This window comes from Bradyrhizobium sp. 192, assembly GCF_023100965.1.
In the GTDB taxonomy this organism is placed as follows: Bacteria; Pseudomonadota; Alphaproteobacteria; order Rhizobiales; family Xanthobacteraceae; genus Bradyrhizobium; species Bradyrhizobium symbiodeficiens.
In genome coordinates this window covers 6,658,794-6,677,590 of record NZ_CP064690.1, presented here as the reverse complement: position 1 = coordinate 6,677,590, position 18,797 = coordinate 6,658,794, and the positions used below count along the sequence as shown (strand labels likewise).

Sequence of the window (18,797 nt, the reverse complement as noted above, 5' to 3'; positions counted from 1 at the left end):
GGTTCCTATGGAAGCAGCGTCGATCAGCCGACGTTTCGAACGAGCGACAGGCGTGTATGCGAGTCGACAGCGGTCAGCCAACGATAGGCGAAGAACAGCGCTGCACCCGTGTAGAGGGTACCCATCGGCACCCACATCAGGATGCCCGCGAGCTGCTGATCTTCTAGCGGCGACAAGCCGAATTCTCCCGCCAATGCGCCCTGAACGGGGATCCAGAGCCGCGGCGAGACCGTCAGCACGGCGCCGAGCACACCGGAATGCAGGGTGGTGACGAACAGGCAGCCGATCGCTATGCCGTCGCGAACGCGACTGCTGCGGTCCCGCCCGCGGCCGTGCAGCAGCACCCACCAGAACAACAGCGCGGTCGCAAAGAAGCTGATGTGCTGGAGACGATGCACGGCAGCACTCTCGAGTGCCCATGCGTACAATGGCGGGGCATGCCAGACCCACAGCGCTGCGCCATGAAGCACGGTCGCGCTGACGGGATGGCTGATGAAGCGCCACGGCAACGCCAATACCCGCAGATTGAGAATCCGGCCCGCGGCCGGGCGCAGTGAGGCGGGCAGGCACCAAAAAAGCGGGCCGTTGATCCGCGCAAAGGCCATTAGCGGGGCCGCGACGACCATGAGCAGCTCGTGCTCGACCATATGCGCGGTGAAGAGGTGTTCGCCGAGCCAGTGCAGCGGCGACGTCGTGGCCAGCGCCGTGACCAGCCAGCCGGTCCAGAACGCGGCGACCTGGCGGAAGCTGACGCCTCGTCCTCCGCCGGCATGTCGCCATAGCCGCTGCGTTCCGACATAGAAGCCGATGCCGACCGCGTAGAGCGGCGCGAGCAGCCAGGGGTCGTAGCTCCAGAGCGATCCGGAATCGACATCCGAGATGCCGTGGGCAAATGCCGGCTGCGAAAGCAGCGCGATCAACAGTATCGCAACCCTCAGCGCAGGCATGGACTGATCATCAGTGAGGCGGCGAGCTGGTTCGCAATGACGAGGGCGAACAGCACGCCGCTGCCGACGCCGAGCCAGGCCATGAACGTCCGCGGCCCGCCGCCTTGCGCATCGGCCCATTCAGCCCCGGCTCCTCGCCGAACCGCGCGGGCCGATATGGCCGTGCCCGCGAGGGCGACGACCGCCAGCACGCCGCTCAGGATCGCACCGCTGATTCTGGTGCTCTCGCACGAGAAGTGCGCCAACACGTAGACACCTTGCAAATTGATCCCCCATGCAAGGGGGCCCAGTGCAACGCCGGCCCAATAGAGCAGTCGGGAGCGTCCGTCAGCGTCGGTCATAGGCGCGGCACCCAATCGAGCAGGACGTAGAGCGGCAGCCAGGCGAGCACGACGAAATTCCAGTAGAACACGTTGTCGGTCACGTCGCCGAACCGACGGGGCTTGGCGTGTCGCGTGAACATCAGCACCGCCAGCACGACGGTGTCGCCGAGATCGGTGGCGAGATGCGTGGTGTGCAGCCCGAGGATGAGCCAGACGATGGACCCGTAGGCGGAATTGTCCCAGCGGGTGTTGAGATGCGCGAACTCGAAGCCGCGCAGCACCAACAGCGCAATGCCGATCAACGACATCACGATCAGGCCGACACGGACCTTGGGGAGGTCATGCCGATGCGCCGCGCGGTTGGTATATTCATTGGGGATGATGCTGAGCAGATAGAGCACGGTCTCAGCCGTGCCTGGCCAGAGATCGGGCGGCGACGCACCGATCGGCCAGCTCGGATTGACGGCATAGAGATAGAGATAGGCGCCGATGGCGATGGCGAAGCCCATGCCTTCCAGCGCCATGAAGCCCATCGCGCCCCACCAGGGGCCGCTGCGCGGGCCGAAGCCGTAGGTCGGCAGGCCCGAGACGTCGCGTACGATGATCTGCCTCACACCTCGTCCTCCTTGCTGCCCGTCGGCCAGAACCAGCCGATCAGGGCAACGGCCATCGGCGGCGTGCCCCACAGTACGGCCCAGGGCGTGAAGATCGATCCGATGAAGAAGATCGTCGTCGCGATCGCCGTGAGTAGCGGCCAGATGCTTGGCTCCGGCGAAGCCTCGCGGATCTGCGGCTCGGCTTCCGCAAGCGAGGTCAGCAGCACTTCACGCCGCTCTGCGCTCAGGCCCGCGACCACGGGCAGGCTTTCGCTGTCGGCCCACAGCGGATCACGGTGATTGACGACGGGAATGCGGTCGAAATTCTGCGGCGGCGGCGGCGAGGCGGTCGCCCATTCCAGCGTCGACGCATCCCAGGGATTGTCGCCGGCAAGCTCACCCTTGCGGAGGCTGTAGATGACATTGACGAGCAACAGCGCGAAACTGAGCGCGAACAGGAAGGCGCCGCCGCTGGACAACAGGTTCAGATGCGCCCAGTCCATGTCGGCGGTGTAGGTGTAGACCCGACGCGGCATCCCGATCAGCCCGAGGATATGCATCGGAAAGAACGCGACGTTGAAGCCGACGAAGGCGAGCCAGAAATTCCAGCGGCCAAGCCGTTCGCTCAGCATGCGTCCGGTGATCTTGGGAAACCAGTAGTAGACCGCGCCGATCAACGGGAAGACGGCACCGCCAATCAGCACATAGTGAAAATGGGCGACGACGAAGTAGGTATCGTGCACCTGGGTGTCGATCGGTACCGAGGCGACCATCACGCCTGACAGGCCGCCGAGCACGAAGATCACGATGAAGCCGATCACGAACAACAGCGGCGTCCGGTAGACCGGCCGCCCGTCCCATAGCGTCGCCAGCCAGCAGAAGATCTGGAGCCCGCTCGGCACTGCGATCAGCATGCTGGACGCCGTGAACAGGCCGGCGCCAAGCTGGGGTAGGCCCGTCACGAACATGTGGTGGACCCACAGGCCGAACGACAGGAAGCCGGTCGCGATCAAGGAGAGAATGATGACGGGATAGCCGATCACCGGCCGGCGCGCGAAGGTCGCGAGGATCGTCGAGACCATGCCGGTGCCCGGGATGAAGATGATGTAGACCTCGGGATGGCCAAAGAACCAGAACAAATGCTGCCAGAGCAGGGGATGGCCGCCGGATGAGGAATCGTAAAAGCGGGTGTTGACCAGGCGATCCAGGATCAGCGAGGTCGACGCGACCATGATCGATGGCATCGCAAACATCACCAGGAAGCTCGTGACCAGCATCGCCCAAACGAACAGCGGAATGCGATCGAGCGTCATGCCGGGCGCGCGGAGCTTGAACACGGTCACCACGATCTCGACCGAAACCGCCAGCGCCGCGACTTCGGTGAAGGTGATCATTTGAGCCCAGACGTCCGGGCGCTTGGTGGGCGTGTATTGCAGCGACGAAAGCGGCACGTAAGCGAACCAGCCCACGTCCGGGCCGACATTGAGGGCAAAGGAGATCCAGAGGAAGCAGCCTCCGAACAGGAACATCCAGTAGCTGAAGGCATTCAGGCGCGGGAAGGCGATGTTGCGCGTGCCGACCATCAGTGGAACGAGGTAGACGGCGAACGCCTCCATCACCGGCACGGCGAACAGGAACATCATCGTCGAGCCGTGCATCGTGAAGATTTGGTTGTACTTGTCTGCGGAGAGGAAGGTCTTCTCCGGTCCGGCCAGCTGAATGCGCATCAGGATCGCGAGAACGCCGCCGAGAAGCAGGAACGCGAACGCGGTTACGATGTAGCGGCGGCCGACAACCTTGTGGTCGACCGACATGAGCGCGCCGAGCAGCCCGGACGGCGTGCGCCAGATGCGCTCCAGCTGGGTGGAGAGCTGGAAGCCGTTCAGGACATCGTCCCGCAATTCGTTTGGTTGGGCGGCGATGCTCACTTGAGCTGCTCCAGATAATGAAGAATCGCGATGAGCTCGTCCGATTGCAGCGGCATCTTCGGCATGAGATTGCCGGGCTTGATGTGCTGGGGATCGGAAATCCAGGCGCCGAGCGTCGCCGGGGTGTTCGGCAGCGTTCCTGCTGCGATGGTCGTGCGGCTGCCGACATGCGTGAGATCCGGGCCGAGCTGCCCGCCGGCCGGCGTGCCGCTGATGTTGTGGCAGAGTGCGCAGCCCCGCGCGCGGAACAGCCCCTCGCCCTGCCCGCCGAGCTGATCCGCAGGGCTCTCCGCGCTCTGGTTCTGATGCTGCCGCCACCGGACGAATTCGTCCGGCGGCAAGGCAATGACGGCAAAGGCCATATGGGCGTGCTGGAGCCCGCAGAACTCGGCGCATTGTCCACGATAAACACCGGCATTCTTTGCCGTGAATTGCAGCTCGTTCTTCTGCCCGGTGATAAGGTCCATCTTACCGGTCAGGGCCGGCACCCAGAAGCTGTGGATCACGTCGGCCGATTCCAGCTCGACTTTCACCGGCTGGCCAGTCGGGATCCTGATCTCGTTGGCAGTGACGAAACTCTGATGCGGACTGTCGGACTCATAGCGGACCTCCCACCACCATTGATGCCCGATGATCTTCAGCGTGAGGGCATTCTCGTCCTTGGCGAAAACGGTGCGCTGGCCGGCATAGCTGACCAAGGAGAGGCCGAGCACGATCGCGGTGGTGGCAATGCCGAGCCCCAGGATGAGGCGGCCTGCATGGTCCTCGAAGGCTGGGTGGAGGTCGAGCGGTGCGTCGGACACGCGCTTCCGGCGCACCATTCCGACGCCAAGGACGAGCACGACCGCAATCCAGACGATTGCTGCAACGGTGAGGAAGATGAAAAGCGTCGACCGGATCTGCTCGGACTGCAATCCCTGGGGGGCGAGCGCGGACTGCTGGCCCGCGCATGCAGCGAGCGGCCAGGTTGTGCTTAGCGTGAGAATCCTTCGCACCCAGACTGGCATCTCGACGATCGCCGTACTTCCGCTTCGAGGGACGGAACCGGCCAATCCTACAAAGGTTCCTAATCGGGAGCCGCTAGAACGGCCAGCGTCCGGCGGCGATGATAATGGCTGCATCGCCGGCGGCCATCAGCAGCAGGATGGCAAGGACTGCGATCATCGCACCGGGTTGGGCAAGCACGCGCAGCGCTTCCAGCATGTCCTTGCTCCTCGCTCGATCTATACTTCTGCAATCTTGCGGCAGCTGAGAGGTTCCTGTTCTGAGATGGCGGGGCCGTCAGTACCGCGATCGGGCCGGAACGAAGCCGGGACAGCGGGCGTTCCTGACAGCAAACTCGACGGGTTGAACGTGTCGCGCTATCATTTTGATTTGGTGGATTCCAGGACAGCGACCGACGAGGGGGGCGCTGGGCTGCCGGAAGACATTCAGGCGCCGGAGGTTGCCGAAGAGATTGCACGACGTCTGTCGAAGGAGCGTCCCGAGCTTCGAGGGCGTCACTTCGCCATCCTCGTGACGAACCAGGATGGCGAGGCGATCGGCCGGGTGCCGCTGGACGTCCTGCACTGAGGCTTGATCCGGCAATGCTCTCCGACAAGGTTTGATTCTCGCATGTCGTTGACCATCGGTGTGATCTCCGACACGCATGGACTGCTGAGGCCGGAGGTGGAGCACTGCTTCGCGGGCGTTTCCCACATCATCCATGCCGGCGACATCGGCGCTCCCGAGGTCGTGGAGCCGCTTCGCCGAATTGCGCCGGTCACCGCGATCAGGGGAAATGTCGATCGAGGCGGGTGGGCAAAATCCTACCCTGAGACTGAAACCTTGCGCCTCGGCGGCCACTGCTTCTACATTTTGCATGACCTCAACGCTCTGAAGTTGGTCCCGGCCGATCTCGGCATCGACATCGTGGTGTCGGGCCATTCCCATCGTGTGCAGATCAGCACACGGGACGGCGTGCTTTACCTCAATCCCGGCAGCGCCGGGCCGCGGCGCTTCAAGCTGCCGATCACACTGGCAACGCTCGAATTGGACAAGGGCGGGCCCCTTAGTCCCGTCATCCACGACCTTGGATGACGGCGCGAGTCATCGATTTTACTTGTCCCAGCCCATCACGTGCGCTCCGCAAGCGTCAGTCGTCCGCGTGCCGTACGGCCCGTCCTGGCCGCGGCGATCGCCGGCTTCAGCACCGGCGCATCCGTCGCAATGCGAAGGGCAAAATAGGCGATCGTCGCCTGTAGGCCGTCCTTCAGCGGCACGCGCGGACGCCATCCCAGCGACCGCTCGGCGATGTCGATGACGGGTTTGCGACGCTTGGGGTCGTCCTGGGGCAGCGCCTCGAATCGGAGCGGAGACGTCGAGCGGGTGTACGACAGAACTTCGCGGGCGATCGCTTCGATCGTGACCTCATGCGGGTTTCCCAGGTTGCACGGCCCGGTAACCGCGGCCGGGCTCTCCATCAGAAGCTGCAATCCCCGCACGAGGTCGTCGACGAAACAGAAGCTCCTGGTCTGGGTCCCGCGGCCGTAGATCGTGATCGGTTCGCCCCGCAAGGCCTGTACGATGAAGTTCGAGACGACCCGCCCGTCGTTCTCGAGCATGCGTGGTCCATAGGTATTGAAAATGCGTGCGACCTTGATCTCGACTCCGTGCTGCCGGTGGTAGTCGAACATCAGTGTCTCTGCTGCGCGCTTGCCCTCGTCATAACAGGCGCGCGGACCAATCGGGTTGACATTGCCGAGATACGATTCCGGCTGAGGGTGGATTTCGGGGTCGCCATACACCTCGCTGGTCGAGGCCTGAAGCACGCGAGCCGATTTCCGGCGCGCAAGCTCGAGGATGTTCATGGTGCCGATCACGCAGGTGTTCATCGTAGCGATCGGATCCTTTTGGTAATGGCGCGGCGAGGCCGGGCAGGCGAGGCTGTAAATCCGGTCGATGGTCTCGTCGATCTCCAACGGATCGCGCACGTCGTGTTCAATGAAACGAAAGTTAGGATGGTTGAGCAGTGGCCGGATGTTCGCGGTGGTGCCGGTGAACAGATTATCGAGACAAATGACTCTCTTCCCGTGCTGGAGAAGCGCATCACACAGATGCGAGCCGATAAAGCCGGCACCACCTGGGATCAGCGCCGTCGAGGTCGGGCGCGGGGCACGAATGCGAGTCTGGAACGTCATTTTCACCTCCTTCAGAGCTCGGCGACCTGCACCGGCCGGATTTCAGGCAGCCTCTTTGATTTCCGATGGCGCCGGGCGGAAGCCTCCAAATAATATTCTTCCAATTGCTGCGCCCGGTGCTCTGAAGTGTGATCGGCAAGAACGCGCTTTCTCGCGTTCTCCGCAATCGCGCGCCGGCGTTCTTCAGGCATGTCCCGCAGGATATCGACCACCTCGTTTGGCTCCGAGGCGATGAGGATTTCAGACGACGGCTCGAATATCGTATCAATGCCGGGCCATCGGTCCGAGATGATCGGTGTTCCGCAGGCTGCCGCTTCGAACAGACGAACGCTGGGCGAGAAGCCGAGGGCGCGCATGTCGCTGCGGGTCGCATTCAGGGTGAAGCGTTGCTCGGAATAGAACGTCGGATGGTGTTGAGGCGTGAGATGCTCGATGCGGGTCACATTGGCAGGCCAGACGATATGCTCCGGGTATTGCGCTCCAGCGACCACGAATTGCTCTGCGGGAAGGGCTCGGGCAGGAGCCAGAAGCAATTCCTCGAGAACAGGCTGCCTGTCGTCGCTGTACGTTCCGAGATAGCCCAGCGACCATTTGGGTTCGACCTGCCTCGGCGCATAGCGCTTCGTGTCGGCGCTACAGTAGAGAACGCGCGCCAGCGGGCTGCCGTAATTCTCCTCGATCATCTGCGGGACCGGGCCGCCGCTAAAGGACAGATACAGGTCGAAGCGCGGGATCATTGCCGCCGAGAGGTAATTCAGCCCTTGCTCGAGGCGAGACAGCGTGACTGGCGTATCGATGTCATAGAAGGCTGTAATTCCCCGAGCCTGGCTCGTCACCCAGTCGGAGATCGCGATGCCATCAGGCACGTACGAGCCGACGATCACCAGATCGGAAGCGCGGACGAGGGGCCCGAAGCGGGACGGAATATCGCTGAGCGATTCGTAGAGGTGAACGTTCCACGCGGAGGGGCTGACCAGATCGCGATGATTCCGATACCAGGTGACGTCGCGCTCGAGGAAACTGACGCTGTGGCCTCGCTGTGCCAGAGCCTCGATCAGGGCGCGATAGGTCGTGGCATGACCGTTGCCCCATGAGGATGTGACCGAAAGACCGATGACGACGATGTTGAGGTTCATTCTGCTGCCTCGACGCGTGAGCTGCTTCCCACAAAGAGTTCGTTGAACTGGCGCGCGCGATGCCGGTAAGTATGGTGATCGAGGATGCGCGCGTGGGCGCAGCCGGCGATTGCCCGAGCGCGATCGGGCGTCAGAGTGTTGATGTGGTCCGCCACCTCCGATGCTGTCGCCGCGACCAGGACCTCCCGGCCCGGTTCGAGGAAATGGTCGATGCCGTCCCATTGGTCGGTGATGAGGCAGGCGCCGGCGCCGATGGCTTCGAACACGCGTGTCGGCGGCGAAAAGCCGTAGCGCGCCATGCTGTCGCGATTGACGTTGAGCGTGGCAAGAGCCGAGCCGAAGAAACCGTTGTGATCGGCGGTGCCGACGTGTCCGACCTTGCGCAGGTTGGCCGGAGTGTCCTTGGTCTCCCAGCCGGATCCGCCGAGCACGAAGGTCTTTTCCCGCAGGAGACGCGCCACATCGATGAAGAACCGCTCGACGCGCTGCTCGCGGTCGGGGAGCCGGTTTGCAAGCAGACTGAGATCGCAACTGAACCGTGGAATTGGCGGGGCCGGAAAGTGCGTGGCCGGATCGAGTGCATTGTAGATCGGAACGCAGTCCCGGGCGCCTATGGCGCGATACGCGGACACGACCGGGTCGCCGCCGCCATAAGTCAGCACCATGTCGTAGGACGCAATGGCACGACGCAAATGATGCTGGGGGCTTGCTTCGATCGCTTCAAGCGTGGCGGGCGCGTCGACATCCCAATAGATACGCATGGCTCTCGATGGGATCGTCGCGGCCGCGATCTCGAGCTCCTCGTCGAAGACGCCGACCCCGCTGGCCTTGATCAGCATGTTCGCGGATTTGGCGGCCGCATCAAGACTGCGTTGCCAGCCCTCCGCTGTTGCCGGATAGACGACCACCCGTGCCCAGTTGGGGTCGTCGATATCGCGATGCGCCTGGCGTTCAAACGCGTCCGGCTCGAAGAACGTGACGTCGTGGCCGAGCGCCGCGAGTTCCTTCAGCATGCCACGATAGTAGGTCGCGGCGCCGTTCCAGTAGGACGATACGAGGCTCGATCCGAAGAAGCATATCTTCATGCAACCGCTCCGATGTCTGGCTTGCGCTGCGGCTGGCCCTGGGCCCCGATGTGCTCGACGATATCAAGCAGCTGTTGCGCCCGATGACGGCAGGTGTGCTTTTCGCTGATCACACGGAGCCCGGTTTGCACCATTGCGGATGACATCTCGCGGTCATCCAGGAGCGTGCGCAATGCCAGTCTCATCTGCCCGCCATCGGCAACGCTGAGATAGGCGCCTGCGGGGAACAGGCCTTCCGTATCGGACCACGGCGCGGAGATCAGGGGAATGCCGCACGCCATCGCTTCGAACACGCGGATGGTAGGTATCCCGGGAAGAGAACGGACATAGGGCGCCCGCGGCACATGCACCGTGGTACGTGCGCTGGCAAAGGCTGCGGGAGCCCAATGTGCCGGCAGCCAGCCGCCGTACCGGATACCGGCCGCCCGAATAGTATCGAGCGCCGCGTCGGAGTAACGGACACCGTAGATGCTTGCCCGGACCTTCAAGTCTGCGACCGGTTCAACCAGGAACTCGTTGAGTTCGGCGCCGCGCTCGCCATCGCCCCAATTGCCGATCCAGATCAGATCGTCGGTGCGCGCGATATCCGGCAGCGGATGGTACAGGGCGGTATCCGCCGCCTCGTGCCAGGTGAAGGCGCGATCCGCCCATCCGAGCTTCAGGTATATCTGCCGAAGCACCTCGCCGAAGGCAAGCACGCCATCGAATCCATTAAGATCGAATTGCGCGAGTTCGTCCGGGGCACTGACCGCGCGGTGGTGGGTGTCGTGAAACAGCAGCGTGTAGGCAGCCCCTTGCGCTCGCCTGCGCCCGAGTTGCGCGATCAGGTCTGGCGAATTCCACTCATGGACAATGACAAGATCAGCGCCGTCAGTGGCATTGTCGAGATCGAGGAAGGCATCATAGCGGCGGATATCGATCCCGGGCAGCAGCGACGGGATCTCGTCCAGGGCGTGCGGACCGCCTTCTCGTGTCGCATTCAATCGGCTCCAGCCGTCGATCGGCTCGAACACGACGACCTCATGACCCAGCGCGTGCAGTTCGCGGGTGTAGCCACGGAGAAAGTGTGCGTTGCCATTGTTCCAGCACGAGGTGAACGCATGGTAGAACAGGATGCATCTCATGCCCGCACCTCGATCTGGTCATCTGCGGTGTCGGCAGGGTGCGAGGTGAGCAGGCCTTCGTAGAGAGTCAAATAGGCGCTGGTCATTCGCGCCTGCGAATAGGTCAGGGAATGCTCATAGGCGGCACGCTGCAACCGCGAGCGCTCGTGCCGGTCGGCGCAGAGACCGGCGAGCGCACGATGCAGCGCATCGGAGTCGGTCGGATCGACGAATACGGCGGCTCCGTTCCAAAGCTCCCTGAACGTGGGGATGTCGGACAGAACGAGCGCGCAGCCGGCTGCCGCGGCTTCCAGAACGGACAGGCCGAACGGTTCGTACTTTGCCGGGCTGACGAAAATTGAAGCATGCCGCAGCCGGGTGTGAATGGCTTCGGGCGACAACTGCCCGAGCCAGCTAACAGTCGCGGACGGGCTCGCATCGGCGGCACCTGCGACCTCGACAGGCCAGACGAGTCCACGCGCTGCCGCCGCGAGAGTTTCGATGTTCTTGGCGCGATCCCAAAGCCGTCCGGCGGCGAAGATCAGGTCCTGTTTTCTCCCGACGAAATCGCCCGGTGCAATCCCGTTCCAGATCACCGTGCCTCTGGAGCGAGGACGGTAGAGTTCGCTGATCACGTCGTGGAAGGACTGACTCGGGCACACCCAAGCCTGCGCCTCGTCGAGAGCCGCACCAACGCGCCCGGTGTAGCGCCGCCATCGCGGCTGCTCGAGCCACGCCGTATCTTGGCACGCCTGTGCCCATGAATTGACGCAGGAATGCGCCACGAGCACAGTCGGTGCGTGCCAGCCGAAAGATGCTTCACGGAAGCTGTTGAGGTGGACGATGTCGGGCCTGAGCTTGATCTCAAGGCCGGCCAGCACCCGGCTCGCGTCTGCCACATTCCGGCCTTCCGGATCCTGCCACTCGAGCGCGAGGTCCGTCTCGATCAGGCGCACGCGGGACCGCTGCAGCTGGGTCCGCTCGTCTGCGCGCGCGCGAGGACCCATCGTCACCAGCGTGACCTCGACATTCGCTTGGGCGAGATCGGAGGCGAGACCTCGGGAATAGGTCCACACGCCTCCCACGGTGTCGGTGGTCATCATGAGCCTGATGCTCGAATTGCGGCTCATGGCGCCACCCGGAGTTCGAGCGCGTCCAGCGGGACGGGGCGATCGTTCTGGACGTCGCTAAACCGGTCGAACATCGCTAGATAATGTTGATGCGCGCGCTCCCAGGCGAAGTCGTCGGGCTCACCCCACAATTTGCGATAATCCGGGGATCCCGGATACGGATAGAGCGGCACGGGGTCGTTGGCCCAGACACCGGCGTCCTGCATCTGGCGGCGCCAGCGCTGCACGACCGGATCGTCGTCCTCGGGCATTTCAATCAGGTTGGCTTGCACGAATGGAACGTGACGATGCGCTTCGGTCAGCCGCTCGGCGAGCTGATCCGTCGTCATCTTGCAATTCTTGGCAAGCGCGGCGCGCCCCTCAACCGTCAGGCTCTCGATCCCGGCTTCGATCGAAACGCAACCGGCGCGGCCGAGCAGGGCCAGCATGTCCGGCTTCCAAAGATCAATCCGCGTCTGTACGCCGAACTTCAGCCCCCGCGTGGTCAGCGCTTGCAGCAGTTCGGCGTTGGGCAGAAAGATCTCGTCGACGAAGTAGACATACTCGACGCCCTGACGGCGGAGGCCGTCGATCTCATCGAGGATGACGCCGGGAGGGCGCTTGCGATAGGCGTTGCGGAAATTGTCCTTGGCGCAGAACGTGCAGCTGTAGGGGCAGCCGCGTGAGGCCTCGACTTCGGCGCCGGGAGCAAGCGGCTCGGCTTCAAAGCGGTGATGGTGGTGATGATGCCGTCGGATCATCTCGTCGGGCCAGCTCAGCGGCGGCTGATCCGTGAAGCGCGCAGCCTGTGGCCCACCATTGATTCGGACGGAAGCTCCGTCTGTAAAGCAAAGGCCGGCAAAGTCGCGTTCGCCGTTGGCCAGGCGAAGCAAGGACGTCTCGCATTCGCCCATGACGACGATGTCGGCGCCGAGCTTCTTCAGCGCCGCCTTCGGTGTCGTCGAGCCATGGGGGCCGACCGCGACCAGGATTGGTGCAAGGTCTCGAACCGCAATTGCGAGCTGCTGCGGCACGCGAAGCTCGGGGGGCGCGCAACGCCAGAACAGATAGGTTGGAGCTGTGGTCATGGCGATCACATCGGGACCGAATGGCCGGAGCTCTGCCTCGATATCCGCGAGCGATAGATCGAACATGTGCGCGTCGAGCAGCAGGGTCTCGTGCCCGGCCGCCTTCAAGTGATGCTCGGAAATACCAAGCTCGAGCGGCAGGTGAGGCGATCGGCAGCCGAAATAGATGCTACCGCCGAACTCCCAATTTGGGTTGATGAGGGCGACGCGGGTCATGCCGTGGCCTCGCGGCTGCCGTCTGACGTTCCGAAGCGGCTGTGCAGCCAGGTGTGGAGCGAGCGGAGGCCTTCCGCAATCTCGACCTTGGGCGCCCAACCGAGCGCGTCGGACAGGGCGCTGGTATCCGTGATGTACCAGGGCTGATCGCCGGGACGCCAGTCGGCGAAGCTGTAGGCAACGCCTCTGCCGGTCAGGTTACCGATCTGGTCGATCAATTCCAGCAGGCTGATCGCGTTGCGAGGACCGCCGCCAAGATTGAACACGCGCCCCTGTACCAGATCGATGCGGTCGAGCGCCGCGAGCCAGGCGCCGACCGCATCGGAAACATGGAGCGCGTCGCGAACCTGCTTGCCGTCGCCATAGATCGTGAGCGGATTGCCTCGGATCGCGCTCAGCAGGAAGTGCGCAATCCAGCCTTGATCCTCAGTGCCGAACTGGCGCGGGCCGTAGATGCAGCTCATGCGCATAACGACGGTACGAAGGCCGAACACGCGAGCGTAATCGTGAACGTACTGGTCCGCGGTGCCCTTGGAGCAACCATAGGGGCTGTAGAAATCGAGCGGTGTGTCTTCGGAAATGCCGCCAGCCAGGCCATCGTGTGTGGGCACATAGCGCTGGCCGGCCAGCGTGATCGCACTGTCGTCGATCAGGCGGCCGTAGACCTTGTTGGTCGAAGCAAAGATCACCGGCGCCAACCGATTGTGCAGGCGAACGGCTTCAAGGACATTCAGCGTACCGCGCGCGTTGATCTCGAAATCGGAAGCGGGATCGCTCACGCTGTCGGTGACGGCGACCTGCGCCGCCAGGTGCAGGACTGCGCGGGCGTCGCGCACGGCGTCGATGACGGGGATCGGATCGCGGATATCGGCGATCGTGACCGCCACCAGGTCGCCGTGCCTGGACTTGAGCCACTGGGCATTTTCACGCACGCCGGTGCGGGCGAGATTATCCAGCACCACGACGTTGTCGCCTCGCTCGGCAAGCCGATCGGCCAGATTGCAGCCGATGAAGCCACAGCCGCCGGTGATCAGGATGGGTCTGCTGTCAGTCATCACGCAACCAATCCTCGTTGCAGCAGCTCGCTGGTTGCTCGCTCGGCCTGATCGTCGGCGATCTGGTCGGCAAGATATTCCGCGAGCTCTTCAAGGCCGTCCTTGAAGCCGACATGCGGCACGAACCCGAGCACGTCGCGAGATTTTCCGACGTCCGCAAAGCAGTGCCGGATGTCGCCGGCGCGGTATTTCCGCGTGATCTCGGGTTGGATGTCGGGCCGTCCCATGACGTCGGCGAGATCCTGCGCCACCGAAAGAATGTTGCGGCTCTGGCCTGAACCGACGTTGAAAACGTCCTGGGCGTGATCAGCCTCGAGCGCCATGCGGCAAGCACGAGCGACGTCGTGCACATGCACGAAATCGCGGCGCTGAAGCCCGTCCTCGAACACCAACGGCGGCCGTCCATTGAGCAGCCGGGCGGCGAAGATCGCGAGGACCCCCGTATAAGGGTTTGACAAGGCCTGCCGAGGACCAAACACGTTGAAGAAGCGCAGTGCCACAGTTGGGATGCCGTAGGCTCTTCCTGTGATCAGGCACATCCGCTCCTGCGAGTATTTGTTCAGCGCATAGATCGAACTCAATGTCGGCTGCTTGGTCTCGGGCGTCGGAAGGGGCTCAAGCGGATCACCGGCCAAGTCGCGCAATTCCCAGTCGCCGCGGCGAAGCTGTTCGATCGGCCGTTCGTCACAGACGATGACGCTCTGATCGGCGCGCCGATAAAGGCCTTCGCCATAGATGCTCATCGAGGAGGCCACAACCAGCCGTTCGACTGGGCGCTTCGACAGCGCCTGCAGCAGTACGGCAGTGCCGACCTCGTTGGTCCTGACATAGGGTTCGATGTCGTACATGCTCTGGCCGACGCCGACCGCGGAGGCGAGATGCAGGACCATGTCGGCCCCTCGCAGAGCGTGTTCGACGGCGTTGGCGTCGGTCACGTCTCCAACGACGAGCTCCGCGTCGGCAGCGAGATAAGAGGGCCGCTGACGGTTGCCGCCGTGAACCTGTGGCGAGAGATTGTCGAGCAGTCTGACCTCATAGCCGGCCGCCAACAGACCATCGGCCGCATGCGATCCGATGAAGCCCGCGCCGCCCGTGATCAATACTCGCGTCATTCACCGCTCCGTGCGCATGGAGACCGATCCCGCGGGATCGACCTTTATGAGTGTGGAAGCGCGCTCTGCTATCGGTCGGGCGACCCGCGCGCCAGTCACGTTCTAAGGTAGAAGCGGTGCAAGGAATGTTGGTTCCTGCAAAATGTACAAACGAAAAGTTCTCTAACCTGGATCAATAAACTGGGTGAATCGCCGAACGCAGATTTTAAAAGCTCGTGCCGTGGAGCGGCACTGGCAACTCCAGATGTCTTGCGACAGTTGCGCCAATATCTGCAAAGCTGGTGCGCCGGCCGATGCGACGAGAGCGTCTGGCATTCGCCGCGAGAATAGGTACCTGTTCGCGCGTGTGATCAGTGCCGGCCCATGTGGGATCGCAGCCGTGATCCGCGGTGATGATCAATAGATCATCGCTTCGCAGCCGATCGAGCAGTTGTGGCAGTCTTGCATCGAAACCCTCGAGGGCCGCGGCATATCCGGCCACGTCCCTACGATGACCGTAGATCGTATCGAAGTCGACGAAGTTGGCAAACAACAGTCCGCCCTCCGCCAGGCCCTCTAATCCCTCGAGGGTGGCATCGAAGAGGGCATCGTTGCCATCGCCTCGCATATTCCGCCCGGTGCCGCGATGCGCAAAGATATCGTCGATCTTGCCGACGGTGACGATGTCACGATCGTCGCTTTCCGCGATGTCCAGGATCGTGCGTTCCGGAGGAGGAACGGAGAAATCCCGGCGGTGCGCGGTTCGCCTGAAGCCGGTGCCGGGATTTCCGACGAATGGCCGCGCAATGACGCGCCCGACATTGAGGGGATCGACTAGTCTGCGCGCGGTCAGGCAGACATCGTAGAGGCGCTGGAGCCCGAAGGTGTCCTCATGCGCCGCGATCTGGAACACGCTGTCGGCGGAAGTGTAGCAGATCGGCTCGCCGCTTCGCATGTGGTGCTCGCCAAGTTCGGCGATGATCTGAGTCCCCGAAGTATGGCAGTTTCCGAGGATCCCGGGCAGACGCGCCTCGGAGCACATGCGCTGCACCAGATCGCCGGGAAAGCAGGGTACGGTTCTCGGGAAGTACCCCCAGTCGAAGGGGACAGGTACGCCGGCGATTTCCCAATGCCCTGAAGGGGTGTCCTTGCCTTTCGATATCTCGCTCGCGCATCCGGATTGCGAGATCCCGGCCTGGATCGCGAGGCCCGGCGGTGTGCGTCCGGTGGCGAGTTGGCAGGCTTGGCCGAGGCCGAGCGCGACCAGGTTGGGAACGCGTAGCGGCCCCTCCCGACTTGCGTTGTCTGCTCTGCCGGCAATGCAGGCCTCTGCGATGTGGCCGACCGTATCCGCGCCCTCGTCGCCATACAGCGCAGCGTCGGGCGCAGCGCCGATGCCGACGGAATCCATCACCAGGATCAGGGCGCGCATACTGGCTCCGTCGCAACCGGTTGCGGTGAAGTCGCGGGCGTCAGCCCAGTCCGGGTGCAATAGCGTTCGACCATCTGAGCGCAGAAGTCGGCGAACTCGTTCACGTCCTTTGGCGGGCTGGTGTGATGAGGCGCGACTCCGCGATGTTCCGGCGTGAAGCAGAATGTCACGGTAACCTGGAATTCGGCCAGAGCGTCCATCTGGCGATCGAACCAATCAAGGGCGTTGGGACGGAAGCTGTCGGCCCAAGACAATCCCGTTCGCAGATGTGTCACGCCGAGACGGCGCATCCAAACCGCGGCCTCGTGCAGACGATGATCTTCATAATGAAACCACTGACAGAGCCCGAGATCACGCGCGTATTGCCCGAACTTGTCCAGTGCTGCTTTTGGCGTGCCATCTTCCCGCAGCAGCCCCATGTGGAAATGCCGGTAGTAGGAGGAGCCTTCCGCTTCCTTGTGCCGGGTCGTCGCCTCCCAGGCGGTGGGCAGGTCGTAGAGGCTGTACCAGTGGATCCGCGGCGCGCGACCGATCAGGAGCTCGGCGGTGCGCGATAGGCCCCAATCCTGGACCTCTTCAGCACCGAACGATGAAACCCCGACCTCGGTGACCCAGACCGGGAGCGAAGTCGTCGCCTTGATGTCTTCGAGCTTGTTCGGCCATTCCCCGATTTGCCAGAGATTCCAGTCGAGCGGAAAGCCATGCACTGCCACGGCGTCGACATGATCGAGGACGCCGCGCGCCTGCATGTTGCGGATGAAGGAGGGGTCGATCGGCGATATGCCGCCCAGCACGCGCGGCAAGGTCGGATGTGCCGTGCGGATGGCTTTGCCCGCCGCGATCGCGGTGTCGGCGAACAGCGCCCAGTCCGGATCGATCAGGAGGTCCCAATGCGATTTGTTGTTCGGCTCGTTCCATATTTTGGCAGCTTCGATCATCAGCCCACCTTGCGTGATGGGTAAACAGGGCCATCGGCCTGGGGCCGCTCGGTTCGCTTGCAGAGATAGACCTCGTCTTCAGGATGCGCCGTGATGGCAAAGCCGGAACTGCGAAGCATGGCTTCCACGCACGCACGATTGGGGACCCACCAGTTGGTGGGGTCGTCGGCGTATTTGTGCTCGACGAAGTGGAGCTTGGGATAGCCCGGAGCGTCGAATTGATCCGTCGTCCAGAAGTCGTAGTTCTTCTCGATTGGCTCAATGTCGCTGTTGCCGCGCTGCATCGATTGGAACAGCAAGAGATCGTCGGCGACGTGTTCGTGGATCAGGTCGAGGGCGAGCAGGGGATGCCGCAGGTGATAGAGCACGCCCATGAAGATCACCAGGTCGAATTTTTCGCGAAGCTGCCCCACGTCGTAGGCGGACATCTTGCGGAACTCGATGCGGAGTCCATTGACTTCGGAAGCGAAACGGGCCTGCGCCAGGTATTCTTCGTCGGTGTCCAGGCCGAGCACGCGCTCGGCACCACGCCGCTTCATTTCCATCGCGTAGAAGCCGGCGTTGCAGCCGATGTCCAGCACGGTCTTGCCTTCGAGCCGGTCCGGGATGATTCCTGAGAAATGCCGCCATTTGACGTTCGGATAGTCGCCGAGAAAATGCGCCGGCGCGGTCGGGACGCCGTCAAGATCGAGATTGTGAAACCATGGACCTAGCGCATCGACGCGCCGGCGGATTTCGTCACGGGAAAGGGCTGATTGGGTCATACGATCACTCCGTCATTCGTCATGGGCGTTGCCGGAATCATCTCCACCGATGCGCCGGCCCGCAGGCGCGAACGGCCATTGCCGGTACTCGTCTCTGCGAGCAGCGCCATCGCCGTGCGATAGCCATCGATCGTGCCGACGTCGACATAGGATTCGCCTGCCTTGACACCGGTGCCGCGGCCGCCGGCAGCGAGGAAAGCATTGACTAACGTTCCAAAATATTCGTCGCAGCGGTCACGCTTGGTCCACAACGCCTGCAGCTCACGAAAGCCGCGCGCGGACATCCGGAACGCTCCCCATATCCATGTCGAGGTTGCGTTGGGTTTTTTGACCTGGATTTCGGTCACACGATCGCCATCGAGCACCACGGCATCGAAGAATTCCGGATGTTCTACCGGAAACAACAGAAACGACAGATCGGCGCCCGGCAGCGCGCGCAGTGCGGCGGCGGGAAACCACACTGTGTCGGGTAGCCCCACGATCACGTCCTCGTCTCTGCCAACGACGGTACTCGCCCTGAACACGGCGTCGCACAGGCCGAGGGGCTCCGGCTGCACCACGTAGGCGAGTTGGGCGCTGCCATAATGGTCGCCGAAATATTCGAGAATGTCCGACTTGCCGGGAGAGATGACGAAGCAGATCTTGCCGGCCCCGCCGAGAATCAATCGCTCCAGGAGATACTCGCAGACCGCGCAAGGACGCGTGGTGCCGTCCTCGCCGCGGCTGCCGACGGGAAGCAGTTCCTTTGAAAAGGCGAGCGGCTGGATGCGGCTGCCGCGACCGGCAGCTGGGACGATTCCCCACATG

The 18,797-nt window shown here is 63.1% G+C and carries 20 protein-coding genes; 2 read left to right on the top strand and 18 right to left on the bottom strand.

The genetic code is table 11. From position 1 onward, the window contains the following. Nucleotides 1-23: 23 nt before the first annotated feature. The 6 genes from IVB24_RS31295 to IVB24_RS40100 all read right to left on the bottom strand — a co-directional run bounded on the left by IVB24_RS31295 (nucleotide 24) and on the right by IVB24_RS40100 (nucleotide 4,997). Nucleotides 24-947 (bottom strand): cytochrome c oxidase assembly protein, encoded by a 924-nt coding sequence (locus IVB24_RS31295; protein WP_247770312.1) that lies wholly within the window; start codon nucleotides 945-947, stop codon nucleotides 24-26. After that, the gene (locus IVB24_RS31290) at nucleotides 935-1,288 is read right to left on the bottom strand and encodes a hypothetical protein (RefSeq protein ID WP_247770311.1); all 354 of its coding nucleotides are present in this window, start codon (nucleotides 1,286-1,288) and stop codon (nucleotides 935-937) included. Before IVB24_RS31290 ends, IVB24_RS31295 begins: the two co-directional genes overlap by 13 nt. Beyond that, nucleotides 1,285-1,884 (bottom strand): cytochrome c oxidase subunit 3, encoded by a 600-nt coding sequence (locus IVB24_RS31285; protein WP_247770310.1) that lies wholly within the window; start codon nucleotides 1,882-1,884, stop codon nucleotides 1,285-1,287. The genes IVB24_RS31290 and IVB24_RS31285 overlap by 4 nt, the downstream gene beginning before the upstream one ends. Then, nucleotides 1,881-3,794 (bottom strand): cytochrome c oxidase subunit I, encoded by a 1,914-nt coding sequence (gene ctaD, locus IVB24_RS31280; protein ID WP_247770309.1) that lies wholly within the window; start codon nucleotides 3,792-3,794, stop codon nucleotides 1,881-1,883. Before ctaD ends, IVB24_RS31285 begins: the two co-directional genes overlap by 4 nt. Beyond that, nucleotides 3,791-4,801 carry a cytochrome c oxidase subunit II gene (coxB, locus tag IVB24_RS31275; protein WP_247770308.1) on the bottom strand — a complete coding sequence of 337 codons (1,011 nt, stop codon included), beginning with the start codon at nucleotides 4,799-4,801 and terminating at the stop codon, nucleotides 3,791-3,793. The genes ctaD and coxB overlap by 4 nt, the downstream gene beginning before the upstream one ends. 73 nt (nucleotides 4,802-4,874) lie before the next feature. After that, nucleotides 4,875-4,997: a hypothetical protein gene (locus IVB24_RS40100; RefSeq protein WP_256471533.1), complete on the bottom strand. Its 123-nt coding sequence runs from the start codon at nucleotides 4,995-4,997 to the stop codon at nucleotides 4,875-4,877. A gap of 150 nt (nucleotides 4,998-5,147) precedes the next feature. Between IVB24_RS40100 and IVB24_RS31270 the strand changes: the two genes are divergently transcribed. Both IVB24_RS31270 and IVB24_RS31265 read left to right on the top strand, forming a co-directional pair. Further along, nucleotides 5,148-5,366, top strand: coding sequence for a hypothetical protein (locus tag IVB24_RS31270; RefSeq protein ID WP_247770307.1), 219 nt, complete (start codon nucleotides 5,148-5,150; stop codon nucleotides 5,364-5,366). 42 nt (nucleotides 5,367-5,408) lie between these two features. After that, a complete protein-coding gene (locus IVB24_RS31265; protein ID WP_247770306.1) occupies nucleotides 5,409-5,873 on the top strand; it encodes a metallophosphoesterase family protein in 465 nt (154 codons plus the stop codon). Nucleotides 5,874-5,908: 35 nt separating this feature from the next. On the opposite strand, the gene IVB24_RS31260 is transcribed toward IVB24_RS31265, so the two are convergent. From IVB24_RS31260 to IVB24_RS31205, 12 genes are all read right to left on the bottom strand, one after another. Continuing rightward, a complete protein-coding gene (locus IVB24_RS31260) occupies nucleotides 5,909-6,973 on the bottom strand; it encodes a UDP-glucuronic acid decarboxylase family protein (RefSeq protein ID WP_247770305.1) in 1,065 nt (354 codons plus the stop codon). Nucleotides 6,974-6,984: 11 nt separating this feature from the next. Then, a complete protein-coding gene (locus IVB24_RS31255) occupies nucleotides 6,985-8,109 on the bottom strand; it encodes a glycosyltransferase (RefSeq protein WP_247770304.1) in 1,125 nt (374 codons plus the stop codon). Then, on the bottom strand, nucleotides 8,106-9,194 hold the full coding sequence (locus IVB24_RS31250; protein ID WP_247770303.1) for a glycosyltransferase: 1,089 nt from the start codon (nucleotides 9,192-9,194) through the stop codon (nucleotides 8,106-8,108). The genes IVB24_RS31255 and IVB24_RS31250 overlap by 4 nt, the downstream gene beginning before the upstream one ends. Continuing rightward, nucleotides 9,191-10,318, bottom strand: a complete 1,128-nt coding sequence (locus IVB24_RS31245) for a glycosyltransferase (RefSeq protein WP_247770302.1) — start codon at nucleotides 10,316-10,318, stop codon at nucleotides 9,191-9,193. The genes IVB24_RS31250 and IVB24_RS31245 overlap by 4 nt, the downstream gene beginning before the upstream one ends. Further along, on the bottom strand, nucleotides 10,315-11,400 hold the full coding sequence (locus tag IVB24_RS31240) for a glycosyltransferase family 4 protein (protein WP_247770301.1): 1,086 nt from the start codon (nucleotides 11,398-11,400) through the stop codon (nucleotides 10,315-10,317). The genes IVB24_RS31245 and IVB24_RS31240 overlap by 4 nt, the downstream gene beginning before the upstream one ends. Nucleotides 11,401-11,423: 23 nt before the next feature. Then, complete coding sequence (locus IVB24_RS31235) at nucleotides 11,424-12,710, bottom strand: TIGR04295 family B12-binding domain-containing radical SAM protein (protein WP_247770300.1); 1,287 nt, start codon at nucleotides 12,708-12,710, stop codon at nucleotides 11,424-11,426. Continuing rightward, nucleotides 12,707-13,765, bottom strand: coding sequence for an NAD-dependent epimerase/dehydratase family protein (locus tag IVB24_RS31230; RefSeq protein ID WP_247770299.1), 1,059 nt, complete (start codon nucleotides 13,763-13,765; stop codon nucleotides 12,707-12,709). The genes IVB24_RS31235 and IVB24_RS31230 overlap by 4 nt, the downstream gene beginning before the upstream one ends. Then, on the bottom strand, nucleotides 13,765-14,877 hold the full coding sequence (locus tag IVB24_RS31225; RefSeq protein WP_247770298.1) for an NAD-dependent epimerase/dehydratase family protein: 1,113 nt from the start codon (nucleotides 14,875-14,877) through the stop codon (nucleotides 13,765-13,767). The genes IVB24_RS31230 and IVB24_RS31225 overlap by 1 nt, the downstream gene beginning before the upstream one ends. Before the next feature lie 205 nt (nucleotides 14,878-15,082). Continuing rightward, the gene (locus tag IVB24_RS31220) at nucleotides 15,083-16,288 is read right to left on the bottom strand and encodes a phosphopentomutase (protein WP_247770297.1); all 1,206 of its coding nucleotides are present in this window, start codon (nucleotides 16,286-16,288) and stop codon (nucleotides 15,083-15,085) included. Continuing rightward, complete coding sequence (locus IVB24_RS31215) at nucleotides 16,276-17,226, bottom strand: beta-xylosidase (RefSeq protein ID WP_247770296.1); 951 nt, start codon at nucleotides 17,224-17,226, stop codon at nucleotides 16,276-16,278. Before IVB24_RS31215 ends, IVB24_RS31220 begins: the two co-directional genes overlap by 13 nt. After that, nucleotides 17,226-17,990, bottom strand: coding sequence for a TIGR04290 family methyltransferase (locus IVB24_RS31210; protein ID WP_247770295.1), 765 nt, complete (start codon nucleotides 17,988-17,990; stop codon nucleotides 17,226-17,228). Before IVB24_RS31210 ends, IVB24_RS31215 begins: the two co-directional genes overlap by 1 nt. Then, a complete protein-coding gene (locus tag IVB24_RS31205) occupies nucleotides 17,987-18,796 on the bottom strand; it encodes a nucleotidyltransferase family protein (protein ID WP_247770294.1) in 810 nt (269 codons plus the stop codon). Before IVB24_RS31205 ends, IVB24_RS31210 begins: the two co-directional genes overlap by 4 nt. Between the last annotated feature and the right edge of the window lies 1 nt (nucleotide 18,797).

Bases quoted from the DNA above. Each gene is read 5' to 3' on its own strand.
- IVB24_RS31205 (WP_247770294.1), bottom strand. From the start codon at position 18,796: ATGTGGGGAATCGTCCCAGCTGCCGGTCGCGGCAGCCGCATCCAGCCG.
- IVB24_RS31210 (WP_247770295.1), bottom strand. From the start codon at position 17,990: ATGACCCAATCAGCCCTTTCCCGTGACGAAATCCGCCGGCGCGTCGAT.
- IVB24_RS31290 (WP_247770311.1), bottom strand. From the start codon at position 1,288: ATGACCGACGCTGACGGACGCTCCCGACTGCTCTATTGGGCCGGCGTT.
- coxB (WP_247770308.1), bottom strand. From the start codon at position 4,801: ATGCCAGTCTGGGTGCGAAGGATTCTCACGCTAAGCACAACCTGGCCG.
- IVB24_RS31220 (WP_247770297.1), bottom strand. From the start codon at position 16,288: ATGCGCGCCCTGATCCTGGTGATGGATTCCGTCGGCATCGGCGCTGCG.
- IVB24_RS31225 (WP_247770298.1), bottom strand. From the start codon at position 14,877: ATGACGCGAGTATTGATCACGGGCGGCGCGGGCTTCATCGGATCGCAT.
- IVB24_RS31250 (WP_247770303.1), bottom strand. From the start codon at position 9,194: ATGAAGATATGCTTCTTCGGATCGAGCCTCGTATCGTCCTACTGGAAC.
- IVB24_RS31240 (WP_247770301.1), bottom strand. From the start codon at position 11,400: ATGATGACCACCGACACCGTGGGAGGCGTGTGGACCTATTCCCGAGGT.
- IVB24_RS40100 (WP_256471533.1), bottom strand. From the start codon at position 4,997: ATGCTGGAAGCGCTGCGCGTGCTTGCCCAACCCGGTGCGATGATCGCA.
- IVB24_RS31255 (WP_247770304.1), bottom strand. From the start codon at position 8,109: ATGAACCTCAACATCGTCGTCATCGGTCTTTCGGTCACATCCTCATGG.
- IVB24_RS31230 (WP_247770299.1), bottom strand. From the start codon at position 13,765: ATGACTGACAGCAGACCCATCCTGATCACCGGCGGCTGTGGCTTCATC.
- IVB24_RS31215 (WP_247770296.1), bottom strand. From the start codon at position 17,226: ATGATCGAAGCTGCCAAAATATGGAACGAGCCGAACAACAAATCGCAT.
- IVB24_RS31295 (WP_247770312.1), bottom strand. From the start codon at position 947: ATGCCTGCGCTGAGGGTTGCGATACTGTTGATCGCGCTGCTTTCGCAG.
- IVB24_RS31235 (WP_247770300.1), bottom strand. From the start codon at position 12,710: ATGACCCGCGTCGCCCTCATCAACCCAAATTGGGAGTTCGGCGGTAGC.
- IVB24_RS31245 (WP_247770302.1), bottom strand. From the start codon at position 10,318: ATGAGATGCATCCTGTTCTACCATGCGTTCACCTCGTGCTGGAACAAT.
- IVB24_RS31260 (WP_247770305.1), bottom strand. From the start codon at position 6,973: ATGACGTTCCAGACTCGCATTCGTGCCCCGCGCCCGACCTCGACGGCG.
- IVB24_RS31265 (WP_247770306.1), top strand. From the start codon at position 5,409: ATGTCGTTGACCATCGGTGTGATCTCCGACACGCATGGACTGCTGAGG.